At 72.5% G+C, this 15,920-nt stretch carries 15 protein-coding genes; 6 read left to right on the plus strand and 9 right to left on the minus strand.

The genetic code is table 11. The annotated features are described in order from the left end of the window. Positions 1-53 precede the first annotated feature (53 nt). On the plus strand, positions 54-1,073 hold the full coding sequence (locus PYR72_RS10185; protein WP_275455013.1) for an LLM class flavin-dependent oxidoreductase: 1,020 nt from the start codon (positions 54-56) through the stop codon (positions 1,071-1,073). On the opposite strand, the gene PYR72_RS10190 is transcribed toward PYR72_RS10185, so the two are convergent. The 5 genes from PYR72_RS10190 to PYR72_RS10210 form a co-directional block, all read right to left on the minus strand. After that, a complete protein-coding gene (locus tag PYR72_RS10190) occupies positions 979-1,911 on the minus strand; it encodes a lysophospholipid acyltransferase family protein (protein WP_275455014.1) in 933 nt (310 codons plus the stop codon). The two genes, PYR72_RS10185 and PYR72_RS10190, sit on opposite strands and share 95 nt — an antisense overlap. A 4-nt stretch (positions 1,912-1,915) precedes the next feature. Continuing rightward, the gene (locus PYR72_RS10195; RefSeq protein WP_275455015.1) at positions 1,916-2,686 is read right to left on the minus strand and encodes a GNAT family N-acyltransferase; all 771 of its coding nucleotides are present in this window, start codon (positions 2,684-2,686) and stop codon (positions 1,916-1,918) included. A gap of 325 nt (positions 2,687-3,011) precedes the next feature. Then, entirely contained in the window at positions 3,012-3,761 is a 750-nt protein-coding gene (locus tag PYR72_RS10200; protein ID WP_275455016.1) for a succinate dehydrogenase/fumarate reductase iron-sulfur subunit, read from the minus strand. Next, positions 3,758-5,716, minus strand: coding sequence for a fumarate reductase/succinate dehydrogenase flavoprotein subunit (locus PYR72_RS10205; RefSeq protein WP_275455017.1), 1,959 nt, complete (start codon positions 5,714-5,716; stop codon positions 3,758-3,760). Before PYR72_RS10205 ends, PYR72_RS10200 begins: the two co-directional genes overlap by 4 nt. Positions 5,717-5,718: 2 nt before the next feature. Continuing rightward, positions 5,719-6,444 (minus strand): succinate dehydrogenase, encoded by a 726-nt coding sequence (locus PYR72_RS10210; protein ID WP_275455018.1) that lies wholly within the window; start codon positions 6,442-6,444, stop codon positions 5,719-5,721. A gap of 93 nt (positions 6,445-6,537) precedes the next feature. On the opposite strand from PYR72_RS10210, the gene PYR72_RS10215 reads away from it, so the two are divergent. Beyond that, on the plus strand, positions 6,538-7,422 hold the full coding sequence (locus tag PYR72_RS10215; protein ID WP_275455019.1) for a LysR substrate-binding domain-containing protein: 885 nt from the start codon (positions 6,538-6,540) through the stop codon (positions 7,420-7,422). 146 nt (positions 7,423-7,568) lie between these two features. Here PYR72_RS10215 and PYR72_RS10220 read toward each other — a convergent pair whose 3' ends face one another. The 3 genes from PYR72_RS10220 to PYR72_RS10230 all read right to left on the minus strand — a co-directional run bounded on the left by PYR72_RS10220 (position 7,569) and on the right by PYR72_RS10230 (position 11,892). Beyond that, positions 7,569-9,713, minus strand: a complete 2,145-nt coding sequence (locus tag PYR72_RS10220) for an EAL domain-containing protein (protein WP_275455020.1) — start codon at positions 9,711-9,713, stop codon at positions 7,569-7,571. After that, entirely contained in the window at positions 9,710-10,522 is an 813-nt protein-coding gene (locus PYR72_RS10225) for an SAM-dependent methyltransferase (protein WP_012999049.1), read from the minus strand. Before PYR72_RS10225 ends, PYR72_RS10220 begins: the two co-directional genes overlap by 4 nt. A gap of 365 nt (positions 10,523-10,887) precedes the next feature. Beyond that, positions 10,888-11,892: an SCO0930 family lipoprotein gene (locus PYR72_RS10230; RefSeq protein ID WP_275455021.1), complete on the minus strand. Its 1,005-nt coding sequence runs from the start codon at positions 11,890-11,892 to the stop codon at positions 10,888-10,890. A gap of 274 nt (positions 11,893-12,166) precedes the next feature. Between PYR72_RS10230 and PYR72_RS10235 the strand changes: the two genes are divergently transcribed. From PYR72_RS10235 to PYR72_RS10245, 3 genes are all read left to right on the plus strand, one after another. After that, positions 12,167-12,784, plus strand: coding sequence for a hypothetical protein (locus PYR72_RS10235; RefSeq protein WP_275455022.1), 618 nt, complete (start codon positions 12,167-12,169; stop codon positions 12,782-12,784). A 16-nt stretch (positions 12,785-12,800) separates the two neighbouring features. Next, positions 12,801-13,565: a DUF4239 domain-containing protein gene (locus PYR72_RS10240; RefSeq protein WP_275455023.1), complete on the plus strand. Its 765-nt coding sequence runs from the start codon at positions 12,801-12,803 to the stop codon at positions 13,563-13,565. A 229-nt stretch (positions 13,566-13,794) separates the two neighbouring features. Then, the gene (locus tag PYR72_RS10245; protein ID WP_275455024.1) at positions 13,795-14,313 is read left to right on the plus strand and encodes a hypothetical protein; all 519 of its coding nucleotides are present in this window, start codon (positions 13,795-13,797) and stop codon (positions 14,311-14,313) included. A gap of 91 nt (positions 14,314-14,404) precedes the next feature. Here the strand turns inward: PYR72_RS10245 and PYR72_RS10250 are convergent, their stop codons facing one another. Continuing rightward, a complete protein-coding gene (locus PYR72_RS10250) occupies positions 14,405-14,896 on the minus strand; it encodes a hypothetical protein (RefSeq protein WP_275455025.1) in 492 nt (163 codons plus the stop codon). 343 nt (positions 14,897-15,239) lie between these two features. Here PYR72_RS10250 and PYR72_RS10255 point away from each other — a divergent pair, with 343 nt between their 5' ends. Next, positions 15,240-15,911 carry a class F sortase gene (locus tag PYR72_RS10255; protein ID WP_275455026.1) on the plus strand — a complete coding sequence of 224 codons (672 nt, stop codon included), beginning with the start codon at positions 15,240-15,242 and terminating at the stop codon, positions 15,909-15,911. The last annotated feature ends 9 nt before the right edge of the window (positions 15,912-15,920 follow it).

Raw genomic sequence — 15,920 nt, forward strand, 5'->3', positions numbered from 1 at the left:
CTCGGCGCGTGAGGCGGGGGGAATCCCCTCACCTCCAGGGCGTTGAACTCTGTGTGACCTCCGTACTCGCCGCCACCCGCTTCTCCGTCCTCGACCGCTCCCGCGTCCGCGAGGGCCACAGCGCCCCCGAGGCCCTGCGCGACACCGTGCGACTGGCCCGGCACGCGGAGCGTCTCGGCTTCCACCGCTTCTGGGTGTCGGAACATCACGGGGTGCCCGGGGTGGCCGGTTCCGCGCCCACGGTGCTGGCCGCGGCCGTGGCGGCGGCCACCCGCACGATCCGGGTGGGCACCGGCGGAGTCATGCTCCCCAACCACCGCACCCTGGTCGTCGCGGAACAGTTCGGCGTCCTCGCCTCCCTGTTCCCCGGTCGGATCGACATGGGGCTCGGCCGCTCCGTCGGCTTCACGGACGGCGTGCGCCGCGCACTGGGCCGGGACAAGGAGGACGCCGAGGACTTCGAGGGCCGGCTCGACGAGCTGCTCGGCTGGTTCGCCGGTACGTCCCCGACCGGGGTGCACGCGCGCCCTCCGGAGGGCCTGGCCGTGCCCCCGTTCGTGCTGGCGATGGGCGAGGGCGCCGAGATCGCCGCGCGGGCGGGCCTGCCGCTGGTGATCGGCGACCTCCGCGACCGCGACCGGATGCGGCGGGGCGTGGACCGCTATCGCGCCGGGTTCCGCCCGTCCGCGTGGGCCGAGGAGCCGTACGTCGTCGTCTCCGGCACGGTCGCCGTCGCCGACACGCAGGACAACGCCCGCCGCCTGCTCCTGCCGGAGGCCTGGGCCATGGCGTACTCCCGCACCCACGGCACGTTCCCGCCGCTCGCCCCGGCGCAGGAGGTCGAACGGCGGTCGATGACGGCCAGGGAGCGGACCTTCTACGAGTCCGGGCTGACCGGCCATGTGTACGGCACGGAGGAACAGGTCGCGCGCGCACTGGAGTCGGTGGTCGGGGAGACGGGCGCCCAGGAGGTTCTGGTCACGACGAGTACGTACGACCGCGAGGCGCTGCTGGACTCGTACCGGAGGCTGTCCCTGATCGCGGGCCTCGGCCGGGCCCCGGCCGAGGACTGACCGGGCGGACCTCCCCGCGACCGCCGTGGGCGGCCTCGGGCATGTGCGCGAGGGTGGCCGGCCCGTCGTCCACCTCCGTCTGCGCCGCCCGCGCCAGGGTCCGCCGGTCGAGCCGGCCGGCCGGGGCGACGACGGGCCGTACCTCCACCTCGGCAACGATCCCGCGCGACGACACCACCCGCCACACCGACGCGAGCAGCGGGTCGTCCCCGACGTAGGCCGGCGCGGTGCTCGCCCCTCCCCCGGCCCCTCGGTAACGGACGCGGACCGGCTGCACGGGCACGCCGGCGTCGAGCGCGGCCTGGAACACGGCCCGCCGGAAGCGGCCCTGCGCCCGGCCGCACCAGGTGCTCCCCTCGGGGAAGGCGACGACGGCCGCACCCTCGCGCAGGGCCCCGGCGATGCGCGCGACCGTGTCCGGCAGCGCGCGGATGCGGTCCCGCTCGATGAACAGCACCCCGCCGCGCGCGACGAGAGCACCCGCCACCGGCCACGCCCGGATGTCCGCCTTGGCGAGCATCCGGGCCGGACGCACCGCTCCGAGCAGCGGTATGTCGAGCCAGGAGACGTGGTTGGCGACGAGGAGCAGTCCTCCGGTGGGCGGTGCGGCGCCGGAGATCCGTACCCGGACGCCCGAGGCCCTGACGACCGCCCGGCTCCACCGGCGCACGACGCCGGACGGCGGGCACAGTCCGGCGAGGCTCACCAGCACCCCGACGGCGACCAGGGCCACGACCGCCGCGAACCGGGCCACGGCCCGCGGCAGGGACACTCCCGGCCCGGTCGCCGTCACACACGCCCGCGGGCTGCAGGGCGCGCCGGGCAGCCATGCGCTCACCGGTTCACGCCGCCGGGACGAGGGAGAGGAAGTGCCTCAGGTACCGGGCGTCGACCCGGCGCATCGGCAGCAGGACGTACAGGTCGGCGACCCCGAAGTCGGGGTCGTGCGCGGGCTCGCCGCACACCCAGGCGCCGAGCCGCAGATAGCCGCGCAGCAGCGGCGGCAGCTCGGTACGGCCGCGTGCCGCCCCGGCCTTCGGCACCCAGGGCAGCAGGGGCCGTACCCGGTACTCCTCCGGCGCCAGGTTCCTGGTCCGGACCCGGTCCCAGGTGCCCGCGGCGAGGGCTCCGCCGTCGGCGAGCGGGAGGGAGCAGCAGCCGCCCAGCCACTCGTGGCCGCCCTGGACCATGTAGCGGGCGATGCCGGCCCAGATCAGGCCGATCACGGTGCCGTCACGGTGGTCGGGGTGCACGCAGGACCGGCCGACCTCCACCAGCGAGGGGCGGATCGCGTCGAGCCGGCCGAGGTCGAACTCGCCCTCGGAGTACAGCCGTCCGGCGACCGCGGCCCGTTCGGGCGGCAGCAGCCGGTAGGTGCCGACGACCTGTCCGGTCAGGGTGTCCCGGACCAGCAGGTGGTCGCAGTAGGCGTCGAAGGGGTCGATGTCGAGTCCCGGCTGCGGTGACGCCGTCAGGGCCCCCATCTCCCCGGCGAACACGTCGTGCCGCAGCCGCTGGGCGGCGCGGACGTCCTCCTCGCCGCGGGCCAGGGTGACGGTGTAGCGGGTGGGGGCCGTCGGCCGGGGCGGGCTGTCGAGGGTGGAGGCGGTCATGGCATCTCCTGGTCACACGGGCCGCCTCGGCGGCGTCAGGGGCGGGCCCGGGGACGTACGGCCCGCCGCCCCAGTTCTCCCGGCGTCGGCTGACACCCGCGTGACCGGTCGCGGGAGCCCGGATGTGGAGAGGTTGAACGGCTCGGACCAGGTGTCCGGGGCGTCCGGGTCCGTCGACCGGAGGGTGTCGCGACGGTGACGAGACCTTGGCGGGGCCGGGAGAGAGCACCACGCCCGGCCCCGCCCGTCCGCACCTGTCGGCGAACGTTCACTGCCCCCGCGCGGGGGCGCGCGGCGGGCCCGCCCGGCCCCGCCGCGTACCGGGCTACCTCGTCCCGGCCTTCCGGGCTGCCCGCAGCCACTCCCTGTTCATGCTCGTGATGGACATCAGCGGAATGCCCTTGGGGCAGGCCGTGGCGCACTCGCCCGCCAGCGTGCACCCGCCGAACCCCTCCTCGTCCATCTGTTCGACCATGCCCAGCACGCGGGTCTCCCGCTCGGGCGCGCCCTGCGGCAGCACGTTCAGATGGTTGATCTTGGCGGAGGTGAACAGCATCGCCGCCCCGTTCGGGCACGCGGCCACACAGGCCCCGCACCCGATGCACTCCGCGTGCTCGAACGCGAGATCCGCGTCCGGCTTGGGGACGGCCGTGGCGTGCGCCTCGGGCGCGGCCCCGGTCGGCGCGGTGATGTAGCCCCCGGCCTGGATGATCCGGTCGAACGCCGACCGGTCCACCACCAGGTCCTTGACCACGGGGAAGGCCGCCGCCCGCCAGGGTTCGACGTCGATCGTGTCGCCGTCCGAGAAGGACCGCATGTGCAGCTGGCAGGTCGTCGTCCGCTCCGGCCCGTGCGCGTCGCCGTTGATGACCAGCGAGCACGCCCCGCAGATCCCCTCCCGGCAGTCGTGGTCGAAGGCCACCGGGTCCTCGCCGCGCAGGATGAGGTCCTCGTTGAGCGTGTCGAGCATCTCCAGGAAGGACATGTCGGGGGAGATGCCGTCCACCTCGTACGTGGACATGGCGCCGTCGGCGTCGGCGTTCCGCTGCCGCCAGACGCGCAGGGTCAGCTTCATGCGTAGCTCCGCTGGGTGGGGTGGACGTACTCGAAGACCAGGTCTTCCCGGTGCAGGACGGGGGCCGTGCCGGTGCCGGTGAACTCCCAGGCGGCGGCGTAGGAGAACTCCTCGTCGCGGCGCTCCGCCTCACCGTCGGCCGTCTGGGACTCCTCACGGAAGTGGCCGCCGCAGGACTCGGCGCGGTGCAGCGCGTCGAGGCACATCAGCTCGGCGAGTTCGAGGTAGTCGACGATCCGGTTGGCCTTCTCCAGGGACTGGTTGAACTCCTCACCCGTCCCCGGGACCTTGATCCGCCGCCAGAACTCCTCCCGGATCTGCGGGATCCGCTCCAGGGCCTTGCGCAGGCCGCTGTCGGTGCGGGCCATGCCGCAGAACTCCCACATCAGTTCGCCGAGTTCACGGTGGAAGGAGTCGGGCGTGCGGTCTCCGTCGACGGCGAGCAGCAGGTTCAGCCGGTCCTCGGTCTCGGCCAGCACCTCCTGGACGACGGGGTGTTCGGGGCCGATGCCGTCCTGCTCCGGGTGCCGGGCGAGGTAGTCGTTGATGGTGGCCGGCAGCACGAAGTAGCCGTCGGCGAGGCCCTGCATGAGCGCGGAGGCGCCGAGCCGGTTGGCGCCGTGGTCGGAGAAGTTGGCCTCGCCGACGGCGAACAGGCCCGGGACGGTGGTCTGGAGGTCGTAGTCGACCCACAGCCCGCCCATCGTGTAGTGCACGGCCGGGTAGATCCGCATCGGCACCTCGTAGGGATCCTCGTCGGTGATCCGCTGGTACATGTCGAAGAGGTTGCCGTACTTGGCCTCGACGGCCTTGCGCCCCATGCGCGCGATGGCGTCGGCGAAGTCCAGGTAGACGCCCTGTCCGCCGGGCCCGACGCCCCGCCCCTCGTCGCAGACGTTCTTCGCGGCGCGGGAGGCGATGTCACGGGGGACGAGGTTGCCGAAGGAGGGGTAGATCCGCTCCAGGTAGTAGTCGCGCTCGTCCTCGGGGATCTTGTTCGCCGGCCGCTGGTCGCCGCGCGCCTTCGGCACCCAGATACGGCCGTCGTTGCGCAGCGACTCGCTCATCAGGGTCAGTTTGGACTGGTGGTCGCCGGTGCGGGGGATGCACGTGGGGTGGATCTGGGTGAAGCACGGATTCGCGAACAGCGCACCCCGCCGGTGCGCCCGCCACACGGCGGTGGCGTTGGAGTTCATGGCGTTGGTCGACAGGTAGAAGACGTTGCCGTACCCGCCGCTCGCCAGCACCACGGCGTCCGCGAAGTAGGTGTCGATCCTCCCCGTGATCAGGTCCCGGGCCACGATGCCGCGCGCCCGCCCGTCGACCACGATCAGGTCGAGCATCTCGGTGCGCGGGTGCATCTCCACGTTCCCGGCCGCGATCTGCCTGCTCAGCGCCTGGTAGGCACCCAGCAGCAGTTGCTGACCCGTCTGGCCCCGGGCGTAGAACGTCCGCGACACCTGGACGCCGCCGAAGGAGCGCGTGTCGAGCAGTCCGCCGTACTCCCGGGCGAAGGGCACGCCCTGGGCCACGCACTGGTCGATGATCTCGACGGAGATCTGCGCGAGCCGGTGGACGTTCGACTCCCGTGCCCGGAAGTCGCCGCCCTTGACGGTGTCGTAGAACAGCCGGTGGACCGAGTCGCCGTCGTTGCGGTAGTTCTTGGCCGCGTTGATGCCGCCCTGCGCGGCGATCGAGTGGGCGCGGCGCGGGGAGTCCTGGTAGCAGAACTGGACGACGTGGTACCCCTGTTCGGCGAGCGTGGCACCCGCAGAACCGCCCGCGAGGCCCGTACCGACGACGATCACCGTGTGCTTGCGGCGGTTGGCGGGGTTGACCAGCTTGGCCTCGAAGCGGCGCCGGTCCCAGCGCTCGGCGACCGGCCCCGCGGGGGCCTTGCCGTCGACGACCGGTGCCCCGGTCGTGTAGTCCGTGTAGGCGGAGGACAGGGTCATGGTCAGCTCACCACTCCGGTCATGACGGCGACGGGTACGGAGACGAAGCCCGCGGTCAGCACGAACGCGAGGACGTTCGCGGTGGCCTTCAGGGCCCGGTCGCGGGTGCGGCTGCCGGCACCGAGGGTCTGGGCGGCGCTCCAGAAACCGTGCCGCACGTGCAGGCCGAGTGCGAGCACCGCGGCGATGTAGACGACGTTGCCGTACCAGGTGGAGAAGGTGTCGATCACGTTCTGGTACGGGTGTCCGGCCTCGAAACCGCCCGGGTGGACGGTGCCGGTCGTCAGGTCGAGGATGTGCCAGACGAGGAACAGGGCGAGGATCACGCCGCCCCAGCGCATGGTGCGGGTCGCGTAGCTCGCCCGGCGCTTCCGGTGCGCGTACTGGGTGGGCCGGGCCTTGATGTCGCGGCGGCTGAGCTGGTAGGCGGCCGTGGCGTGGGCGACGACCGCGGCGACGAGCACCACGCGGACGATCCACAGCGCCCACTCGTGGTGCAGGAAGGGTTCGCCGAGGGTGCGCAGCCAGTGGGCGTAGCCGTTGAACTCGTCCGCGCCGAAGAAGATCTTGAGGTTGCCGAGCATGTGGACGACCAGGTACGCCAGCATGATCAGTCCGCTGACGGCCATCACCGTCTTCTTGCCGAGGGAGCTGTCCCACGCCGAGCGCGCGAAGGACGGTTTCCGTTTCGTCCGGTCCGCCCGGTCCGTCCGCGTTGCCAGAGCCATACGACAGACGCTAGAACCGCTTCACCCCATCGGTCCAAGACATGAAACAGCTCGTTTTGATAGTTGGGTCCTATCGCGGCGTATCGTGAGGGAATGCAGTTCCAGCAGCTCCAGTACTTCGTGGCGGTGGCCGAGACCCGGCACTTCACCCGGGCCGCCGAGCTGGTGCATGTGGCGCAGCCGTCGCTGTCGCAGCAGATCAAGGCGCTGGAGCGGGAGTTGGGCGCGGACCTCTTCCGGCGTGCGCGCGGGAACATCACGCTGACGGACGCCGGTGAGGCGCTGCTGCCGCTGGCCCGCCGCATCCTGGCCGACACGGACACCGCCCGGCACGAGGTGCAGGAGCTGGTCCAGTTGCGGCGGGGCCGGGTCCGGCTCGGCGCGACCCCGAGCCTGTGCACGGGCCTGCTCCCGGACGTGCTGCGCGCCTTCCACGACCGGTACCCGGGCATCCGGCTGCTGATCGAGGAGGGCGGCTCGCACGACCTCGTACGGCAGCTGGCGCGCGGCGCACTGGATCTGGCCCTGGTCGTCCTCCCGCTTCCCACGCCCTCCCCCGCGCTCACCACGGTGGAGCTGCTGCGCGAGGACCTGGTCGTGGTCTCCTCGCCGGACGCGCCCGGGCCGGGCGACGGCCGCCGCACGGTCCGGGTCACCGATCTGGAGGGCGAGCGCCTGGTGATGTTCCGCCACGGCTACGACCTGCGGGAACTCACCGTCGCCGCGTGCCGCTCCGCGGGGTTCGAACCGGACTTCGCGGTCGAGGGCGGCGAGATGGACGCGGTCCTCGGCTTCGTCCGGGCCGGTCTCGGCGTCGCCGTCGTCCCGCGCATGGTCGCCGTCGGGGCCGGCCGGGGCCTGCGGGTCACGCCGCTGGCCCGGCCGGGCCTCCATCGCACGATCGCCCTCGCCCACCGCAGCGATGTGGCTCCGCCTCGGGCCGCGCGGGAGTTGCAGCGGATGTTGGTGGAGCGGTAGGCGTACGGTGCCGGGCCGGTCTCGCCGTAGGTGGTGAGCCGCCGTTCGGGTCTGCGGGTGCGTTGTGGCTGGTCGCGCAGTTCCCCGCGCCCCTCAAGGGGCCCTGCGCGCCCCCCGAAGAAGAACCCGGCGGCTGAAAGGACCCCCTATCCCGTCGCGTCCACCAGTGCCAGTTCGTGGAGGCGGTCCGGGGGGCCGGGGCGGGCGTAGTACCAGCCCTGGGCGGTGTCGCAGCCGAGGATGCGCAGCTGTTCGGCCTGGGCGCCGGTCTCGACGCCCTCGACGGTGACCGCGAGGTCGAGGCTGTGGGCCAGGGAGACGATCCCCTCGACGATCTTCAGATCGACGGGGTCGGCCGGGAACCGCTGCATGCTCTGGGTGAAGGACCGGTCCAGCTTCAGGACGCGGACCGGCAGCCGGCGCAGGTTGGCGAGGTTGGAGTAGCCGGTGCCGAAGTCGTCGAGGGCGATGTCGACGCCCATCTCGGAGAGCCTGCGCAGGGGCTTGAGCAGGTCGTCGTCGGCGCCGATCAGGGCGGACTCCGTGACCTCCAGGCAGAGGGCGTCCGGCGGGAGCCCGGCGCGCTCCAGGATGTCCACCGTGTCCTGGACCAGCCCGGGGTGGGTCAGCTGGCACGGGGAGAGGTTGACGTTGACGCGCAGCGGGCCGGTGGCCCGGGTGCCGCCGCCGCGTTCCTGCCACGCGCGGGCCTGGCGCACCGACTGCTCCAGGACCCAGCGGCCGAGCGGGACGATCAGGCCGGTGCGTTCGGCGAGCGGGATGAAGCGGTCGGGGCCGAGGACACCGTGCTGCGGGTGCAGCCAGCGGACCAGGGCCTCGGCGCCGCGCACGGTGCCGTCGCCGAGGTGGACCAGCGGCTGGTACTCGATGAAGAACTCGCCGCGGTCCAGGGCGGCGGGCAGGGCCGTCGTGAGCCCGTGCCGGGTGATGGCGCGGGCGTCGGCCTCCGCGTCGGCGACCTCGTAGCGGTTGCCGCCCGCGGACTTGGCCCGGTACATCGTGATGTCGGCGCTGCGCAGCACCTCCGCCGGGCCGCGCTCCCCCGCCGGGCCCTCGACGATGCCGATGCTGCCGCGGACCAGCAGTTCACGACCCTCGATACGGACCGGGGTGACCAGCGCGTTCATGATGCGGTCGGCGAGATCGTCGACCTCGCGCTCGGTGTCGGTGCCGGTGGTCAGGGCCACGAACTCGTCGCCGCCGAGCCGGGCGACCATCTCGCCGGGCGCGGTCGCACAGGACTGCAGCCGGTCGGCGACCTCGACGAGCAGCCGGTCGCCGGCCGCGTGTCCGAGGCTGTCGTTGATGGTCTTGAAGCCGTCGAGGTCGAGGTAGCAGAGGCCGAAGCGCTGTCCGTCGCCCGCGGCGAGGGCCTTCTCCAGGCGCTCGAAGAACAGGGTGCGGTTGGGCAGTCCGGTGAGCGCATCGTGGGTGGCCTCGTAGCGCAGGCGGAGGTTGAGCAGCCGGCGCTCGGTGGTGTCCTCCATGAGGGCCAGCTGGTACTGGGGCCGGCCGTCCGCGTCCCGCAGCAGGGACACCGTCAGATTGGTCCACAGGACCGTGCCGTCCGGCCGGTGGAACGCCTTTTCGGTGTGGTAGTGCTCGCGCTCGCCGCCGACCAGTTCGTCGTACAGGCGCCACACCTGGGGCGCGTCCTCGGCGTGCTTCCACTCGGGGACGCGGCGCCCGCGCATCGCCTGCTCGGTGACCCCGAACATGCGCAGCAGTGCCCCGTTGACCTGGAGGATGTTGCCGTCGAGGTCGGCGATGCCGATGCCTATGGCGGCGCCCTCGAACACCGCGCGGAACCTGGCCTCGGTGGCGTGCAGCGCCAGGGCGACCGCGCCCTGGGCCTCCAGCGCGGCGCGGGCGATGGCCTCCTGCTCGGCCAGCGTCCGCTGCCGCAGGGCCTCGGCGAACCCGGCGGCCATCGCGGACTGCAGCCGCCCGGCACGGGCCCGCAGGTCCTCCTGGGGTCCGTCGCCGCCGCAGTAGAGCACCAGGTAGGCGTCGACGCAGTCCAGGGTCTGGCTGAGCGCGTCGGGTTCGGTGCAGTGCGCCTCGACGAGGGCGGCGCCGACGGCCCTGCCCGCTTCGGCGTCGTACGTCCTCGCCCGCAGGGCCTCGCTCAGGCTGCGGGCGAGCGGCAGCAGTCGTTCCTCGAACTCGGGCCGGGTCAGCGACGTGGAGGTGGCGGGGAAGACCGCGCGGCTCCAGATGGTCGCGAACCGGCGGAGTCTGTCCTCCGGCCCGTCCGGCTCCGCCCTCACGCTTTGGTCCCCACGCCGGCGAACTGGGCGTAGGCGTACGGATCCTCGTCCTCGGAAGCCGTGTCGGGCCGCCACTTCGCCATCGGCACCACTCCGGGTTCCACCATGTCGTACCCCTCGAAGAACCGTGCGACCTCGTCGGCCGAGCGCATGGTCAGCGGATTGCGAATGTTCTTGTAGACGTCCACCATGGCCGCCGCCCGCTCCGCGGGCAGCGGGATCCCCTCGCTGCAGGCGTGCGAGACGACCATCATGCTGCCGGGCGCGAGCGCGTCGCGCAGCTGCGCCACCGCTCCGTACGGGTCGTCCGTGTCCTCCACGAAGTGCAGTATGGCAACCAGGAGCAGCGCCACCGGCCGGTTCAGGTCGATCAGTTGCCGGACGCGGGGGCTCTCGAGGATCTCGCGGGGCTTGCGGAGGTCGGCCGCGACCACGTCCACGCCGTCGACCCCCTTCAGAACGGCCTCGCTGTGTGCTACGGCGACGGGGTCGTGGTCGACGTAGACGATCCGTGCGCCGGGGCTCGCCTCCCGGGCGACCTCGTGCACGTTTCCGAAGGTGGGGATCCCGGATCCGATGTCCAGGAACTGGGTGATGCCCGCGTCGGCCGCGTGGCGCACGGCGCGGCGCATGAACGCCCGGTTCGCCTGCATGATCTTGGGCAGTCCCGGCACGAACTCCATGGCCCGGCGGGCCGCTTCCCGGTCCACCTCGAAATTGTGCGAACCACCCAGGTAGTAGTCGTAGATGCGTGCCACGGACGGCATCGAGATGTCGATGCTCCGCGGCGCCCAGGCGGGACGCTCCATCTGTGTACTCCAACGCTTCGGGGGTGACGTGGGCGATCCGGTGTTCGAGCTGAGGCTACTGATCGTCCGCCGAAGGAGCGAGTAAAAACGGAAATTGACCGTCCGTTCAAGATCTCCGCCGGGCTGCCCGCTCAACCTGCGGCCCGGCCGTACCGGTTGGGCGGGCGGCCGGAGAACACCGCGCCCGGACACCCCTGTTCGGGCGTGTCCGGGCATGCCAAGCGGTCCGCCCCCTCCGTGCGGTGCGGAGGGGGCGGACCTGATCGGCCGCGCTGGTGTGGTGCGTCCGGCACTCTCTTCTCGTCCACTCCCTTCCGCGTGCGGTGATGTGAATGGCGAGGCGGTCCACCCTGGGGAAGGTGTCCTTACTTCTGCGCGCCGATCGGCTCTCCGTCGCCGTTGATGGCGAACCAGGTACCGCCGACACCCTGGCCGTTGGTGTCGCCGGGCGACTTGTCGTTGGCGAAGGTGTAGAGCGGGATGCAGTTGATGGTCTGCTGCTTGAAGCCGTCAGGACGGTCGAAGACCGTGTAGCCCTTCAGCAGGATGCCCTTGGTGTCGTTCTTGTCGACCGGGGCCACGACGGGCCACTTGTCGAGGCAGGCACCCGTGCACTTGGTGGACATCGGCCACTGGGTGTCCTTCATGAACCGGTAGACCGTCATGCCGTTCTTGTCGACGACGATCTCGCCGAGCTTGGCGTCCTTGCGGGTGGTCAGGCCGGCCTGCTCGACCGCACCGCCACCGCCGCCGGTGCCGCCCGTACCGCCGGCACCGCCGCCCTTGGTGGATGCCTTCTTGCCGTTGGGCGCCGAGGCGAACCAGGAGCCCTTGAGACCCTGGCCCTTGATGTCACCGGCCTTGGTGTCCTTGGCGAAGTAGTACATCGGCCAGCCGGCGACCGTCAGCTGCTTGGTCCCGTCGGGACGGCTGACCTCGCCGAGCAGGGCCTGGTCGACACCCTCGGCGGCCGTGGCGCCCGAGGCGGGAACCGGCGGCCAGGTGGTGGCGCACTCGCCCTCACAGGTCGTCTTCGGCGGCTCGAACGAGTCCTTGTCGAAGCGGTACAGGGTGCGGCCGGAGCTGTCCGTGAGGACCTTGCCGTACTCGTCGCTGTTCCACACCGTGAGCTGGCCCGCCGAGGCCGCCGTGGTGGACTGGGCCTGGTCCGACGTGTCGGAACCGGCCGCGCCGACACCGGCCGTGCCGGAACCGGTGCCCGCGATGGTGCCGGCACCTAGCGTCGGGGTGGAAGCGGCGCCCACGTTCTGCGAGGACGTCGACCCCTGTTCCTGACCGCACGCCGTCGTCAGCACCAGTACAGCCGCAGCTGTCGCTACGAGCGAGGCGCTCCGCCAGGAGGTCTTCATTCCAACTCCCCGTGTATCCGGTGGGTGTTGCAGCGCCCTAGTGCGCCGCTTGCTGGTCCTAGGTACGGGCGGGGGTGGCCGAAGTGTTCAACGTGGCGCGAATTTCTTTCCGAAGGCTGTGACACGCGACCGGCCGTCCGCCTGCGGAGGGCTCGAAAACGGGGTCAGCACGGGGCATCCGCACTCAAACCTTCGAGGTCCGTTTTTCCCTCGTCCGGAGCATTCGGCCCGTGCTCCCGCGTACGCGGGCGCGCGAGCACGGATGATCTGCGACGTGCAAGGACCCCAGCGGACCCGGTCCGCTCTCGCCCTGCGGCTGTCGGCCCTGCTCGCACTGACCTGGCTCCTCGCCGGAGCACCGAGCGGCCCGGCGGTCGCCGACGCCTGCGCGTACGCCGAGGTCGGCCCGGGCGGCGGGGGCGCGGTCGCCGTGGCGGTCGGCGGCACCGACTCCTGCGAGCCGACCCCGCCGCCCCCACCCCCGCCCCCGCCGACTCCGTCGCCGTCGTGCCCGCCGGAGCCGCCCCCCACCCCGGCGCCCCCGCCCCGGCCGAGACCGCCGTCGCCCACCCCCGACCCCGCTCCGGACCCCCCGCCGGCCCCGAAGCCCACGCCCGCCCCGCCCCGCGAGGCCGCGCCACCGCCTCCCCCGCCGCCGGTCACGCAGCCGCCCCGGCCCGCCCCCACCCCGCCTCCCGCGCCGAAGCCGAAGGCGCGGCCGGACCCCGCGCCCAGCGTGCGCCCCGAGGTCTCGCCGACCCCGGTGAGCTATCCGCCGTACCGGGCGCCGGCCCACTCCGCCGCCAAGCGCTCCGGCCCGTCCCTCGTCTCGCTCGCCCTGCTGGTCACCGTGCCCGCGGTGTTCGCCGCCGCCGCACTGCGCCCCCGCTGATCCCTGGAGGAACCTCTTGTCGGAATGGCTTGTTCTCACCCTCGCGATGGGGGCGGCCTGTCTGGTCGTCCTCATCGTGGCCCTGGTACGGCATCACGCCGCGCCGGCGGACGAGGACCCGTCCGAGACCCCGGACGTCATCGAGTACATCACCATGATGATCGGCGTGGTGTACGCCATCGTGCTGGGGCTGGCCATCGCCGGTGTCTGGGAGGCCCGCAGCGCCGCCCAGGACCAGGTGCAGGCCGAGGCGCAGGCCCTGCACGAGATCAGCGAGCGGGTGCGGGTGTACCCCGAGGACGTGCGCGACCGCATCCGCGGCGACATCGACGCCTACGTCGGCCATGTCGTGTCCACCGAGTGGAAGGTCATGGCCGAGAAGGGCGAGGTGACCGAGCGCGGCACCGAGCTGTTCGCGACCGTCCGCCACGACGTCACCGACTACGAGCCGCGTGACGACTTCGAGGCACAGGCGTACCAGCCGCTGCTCGACCAGGTGGCCACGGCCGACGCCGCGCGCGGCAACCGCGCCGACTCCACCGGCGAGACCATGCCGGGCGTGGTGTGGTTCGGTCTGATCATCGGGGCCGTCGTGACGGTCGGCATGGTGTTCGCCCTGCAGATCCGGCGCACCCCGCGCGAGCTGATCCTCGCCGGTCTGTTCTCCGCCCTCATCGCGTTCCTGCTGTTCCTCGTCTGGGACTTCGACGCGCCCTACAGCCGGGGTCTGTCGGCCACGGCCGATCCGTTCCTGAGCCTGTTCCCGAACGCGGGCGAATAGCGGGGACGCACACGTACGGCCGTGCGGCCGGGGGGACGGGCGGCACGCCGCGCCCGGCTCCCCGGCCGTACCCGTGCCGGTCCCCTGTGCGGAGCACACGCGTGCCCCATTCGCGCTACTGCGATCGCGCCACCGGGCGCGCCTTCCTAGCGTTTCGGTCATCGAGGTGCATTTCAGACGCAGGCGGAACCGGTCCGCGGCAGGCTCCTCGGGGACCCGGAGGCTCATCATGCGCGCGATACGCGTCGCTTCGGCCGCTCTGCTGGGCGCGGCCGCCCTCTCCCTCACCGCTCCCGCCGCGCACGCGGCCCGGGCCGGCGACATCACGTCGTTCGGCTTCGGTGTCGTGCCCTCGACGGTCGCCCCCGGCGGGCAGGTGCTGCTGCGTGTCGACGGCTGCCGCCACAGGACGACCGTCTCCTCCGGCGTCTTCGACGCCGTCGTCATTCCCCGGGGCCATTCCTCGGCCACGGCGACCGTCGACCGGGACGCCCGGCCCGGCACGGTGTACGAGGTGCTGTTCCAGTGCGGCGACGAGAGCGGCCGTACGGATCTCACCATCTCCTCCGGCCGTCCGACGCATCACCCCACGCACTACCCCACCCGGGGCTCCCACGCCGGCGCCGGCGGCACCGTCGCGGGCTTCGACGCGCACGAGATCGGCCTCGGCGCCGCGCTCGTCGCCGGGGCCCTGGGCGTGGCCTGGCACCGGGCGCGGCGCCGCCCCGAGGAGGGCGGCCACTCCTGACGGGCGCCCATGGCGGCGCCGCGCGCACACTTCTTCGCCCCGGAACCCGTGAGGGTCCGGGGCGAAGAACCGCCGTGTGTGCCGCCGGGGCTCAGACCTTGTTCTCCGCGCGCCGGCGCATCCAGAACACGCCGCCGCCGACGACCGCGGCCGTCACCAGGCCGCCGCCGATGGCCATGTCGGTCACCGTGGCGCCGGTGGAGCTGCTGCCGCCGAGGCCGCCGCGGACCCCGCCGATCACGGTGAAGACACCGGTGAACGTCTTGCGCCTGCCCTCGCAGTTGGTGGTGACGCTGTACGAGCCGGGAGCGGCGTCGGCGTTGACCCGCACCGCGGCCGTGGCGGTCGGGCCGCCCATGGACCTGAGGTTGGTGGTGGGGAAGGCGTTCGAGGCGATGGTGCTGCCGGCGATCGCGCACGCGTCACCGCCGCTGACGGTGAGGACGAGCTGACCGCCGCGGGCGATGACGTTGGGGGCGGCCGTGACCGCGCTCGGCTGGTCCCAGGCGGCGGCTGTCGGCGCGGCCACGCCGACCAGGGCGACCGCGGCGGCCGAGGCCGCCAGGACACGAGTAGTACGCATGTGATCCTCCGCGGAAGACGCCCCGGGTCCCGTCCCCGGTCGATCGGCGAGAAAACGCCTCCCGGAAAGACCCTCAGATGCCGTGGGCGGGCCCGCATTTCGGCGCTGGTCCGTCCTGGTGAGTTCCCGGGGAGGGACACGCCGGGATATCTCCGTACGATCGGATATCGCCGCAGGTCACGGACCGTCAGGAAATTGCTCCGGGCGGCGAACCCGGATGGCGCAGGACTTCCCGCCCCCGCCACCCGTTCGCACCTGCCCCGTCGCCTTCGCCGTGCGGCAGGCTTAGCTTTTCCGTATGCGCGAGGGACACGGCGACGGCCGGGTCGAGAGGGGATGGGATATGTCTTCGTCCGGACCGGCCGAGTCCGCATGGGAGGTGCCGCGGAAGAAGCGTGCCCCCTGGGGCGTGATAGCGCTTGTTCTGCTGACCGGCCTCGCTCTCATCCGCAACGGCTCGGGGGAGTTCGACGTGGGCCCGCCGCAGCCCGCGTCGGCCGCGGCCGCTGACAGCCGCCGGACCCCGCACGGGACCTTCACCGATGTTCCCGACCCGCTGCCGTACGCCATGGTGGACCGGGTGCGGATCCCCTCGATCCGGGTCGACGCGCCGGCCATGCCCGTCGGGCTGGACGCGCAGGGCTGGGTGGACGCGCCGCCGGCCCGGGATCCGAACCTCGCCGGGTGGTTCACCGGCGCGGTCTCCCCCGGCGAGAAGGGCACGGCCGTGGTCGTCGGCCACGTGGACAACAACCAGGGTCCCGCCGTGTTCTACGGACTGGGGGCGCTGAAGAAGGGCTCCCGGGTGGAGATCCTGCGCGCGGACCGGAAGACCGCCGTGTTCGAGATCTACGGCATCGAGGTGTTCGCGAAGAACGACTTCCCGGGCGACCGGGTCTACGGGAACAGCGGAATTCCCGAACTGCGGGTCATCACCTGCGGCGGCGGTTTCTCCAAACAGAACGGCTACGACGGGAACGTCGTCGTCTTCGCCCGCCTGGCCGAGGTGCGCTGAAAGCTTTCC

The organism is Streptomyces sp. VNUA24 (genome assembly GCF_029167005.1).
Classification (GTDB): domain Bacteria; phylum Actinomycetota; class Actinomycetes; order Streptomycetales; family Streptomycetaceae; genus Streptomyces; species Streptomyces scabiei.

Coding starts and splice junctions, on each gene's coding strand:
- PYR72_RS10195 (WP_275455015.1), bottom strand. CDS start 2,686: ATGACCGCCTCCACCCTCGACAGCCCGCCCCGGCCGACGGCCCCCACC.
- PYR72_RS10200 (WP_275455016.1), bottom strand. CDS start 3,761: ATGAAGCTGACCCTGCGCGTCTGGCGGCAGCGGAACGCCGACGCCGAC.
- PYR72_RS10205 (WP_275455017.1), bottom strand. CDS start 5,716: ATGACCCTGTCCTCCGCCTACACGGACTACACGACCGGGGCACCGGTC.
- PYR72_RS10210 (WP_275455018.1), bottom strand. CDS start 6,444: ATGGCTCTGGCAACGCGGACGGACCGGGCGGACCGGACGAAACGGAAA.
- PYR72_RS10215 (WP_275455019.1), top strand. CDS start 6,538: ATGCAGTTCCAGCAGCTCCAGTACTTCGTGGCGGTGGCCGAGACCCGG.
- PYR72_RS10225 (WP_012999049.1), bottom strand. CDS start 10,522: ATGGAGCGTCCCGCCTGGGCGCCGCGGAGCATCGACATCTCGATGCCG.
- PYR72_RS10230 (WP_275455021.1), bottom strand. CDS start 11,892: ATGAAGACCTCCTGGCGGAGCGCCTCGCTCGTAGCGACAGCTGCGGCT.
- PYR72_RS10245 (WP_275455024.1), top strand. CDS start 13,795: ATGCGCGCGATACGCGTCGCTTCGGCCGCTCTGCTGGGCGCGGCCGCC.
- PYR72_RS10250 (WP_275455025.1), bottom strand. CDS start 14,896: ATGCGTACTACTCGTGTCCTGGCGGCCTCGGCCGCCGCGGTCGCCCTG.
- PYR72_RS10255 (WP_275455026.1), top strand. CDS start 15,240: ATGTCTTCGTCCGGACCGGCCGAGTCCGCATGGGAGGTGCCGCGGAAG.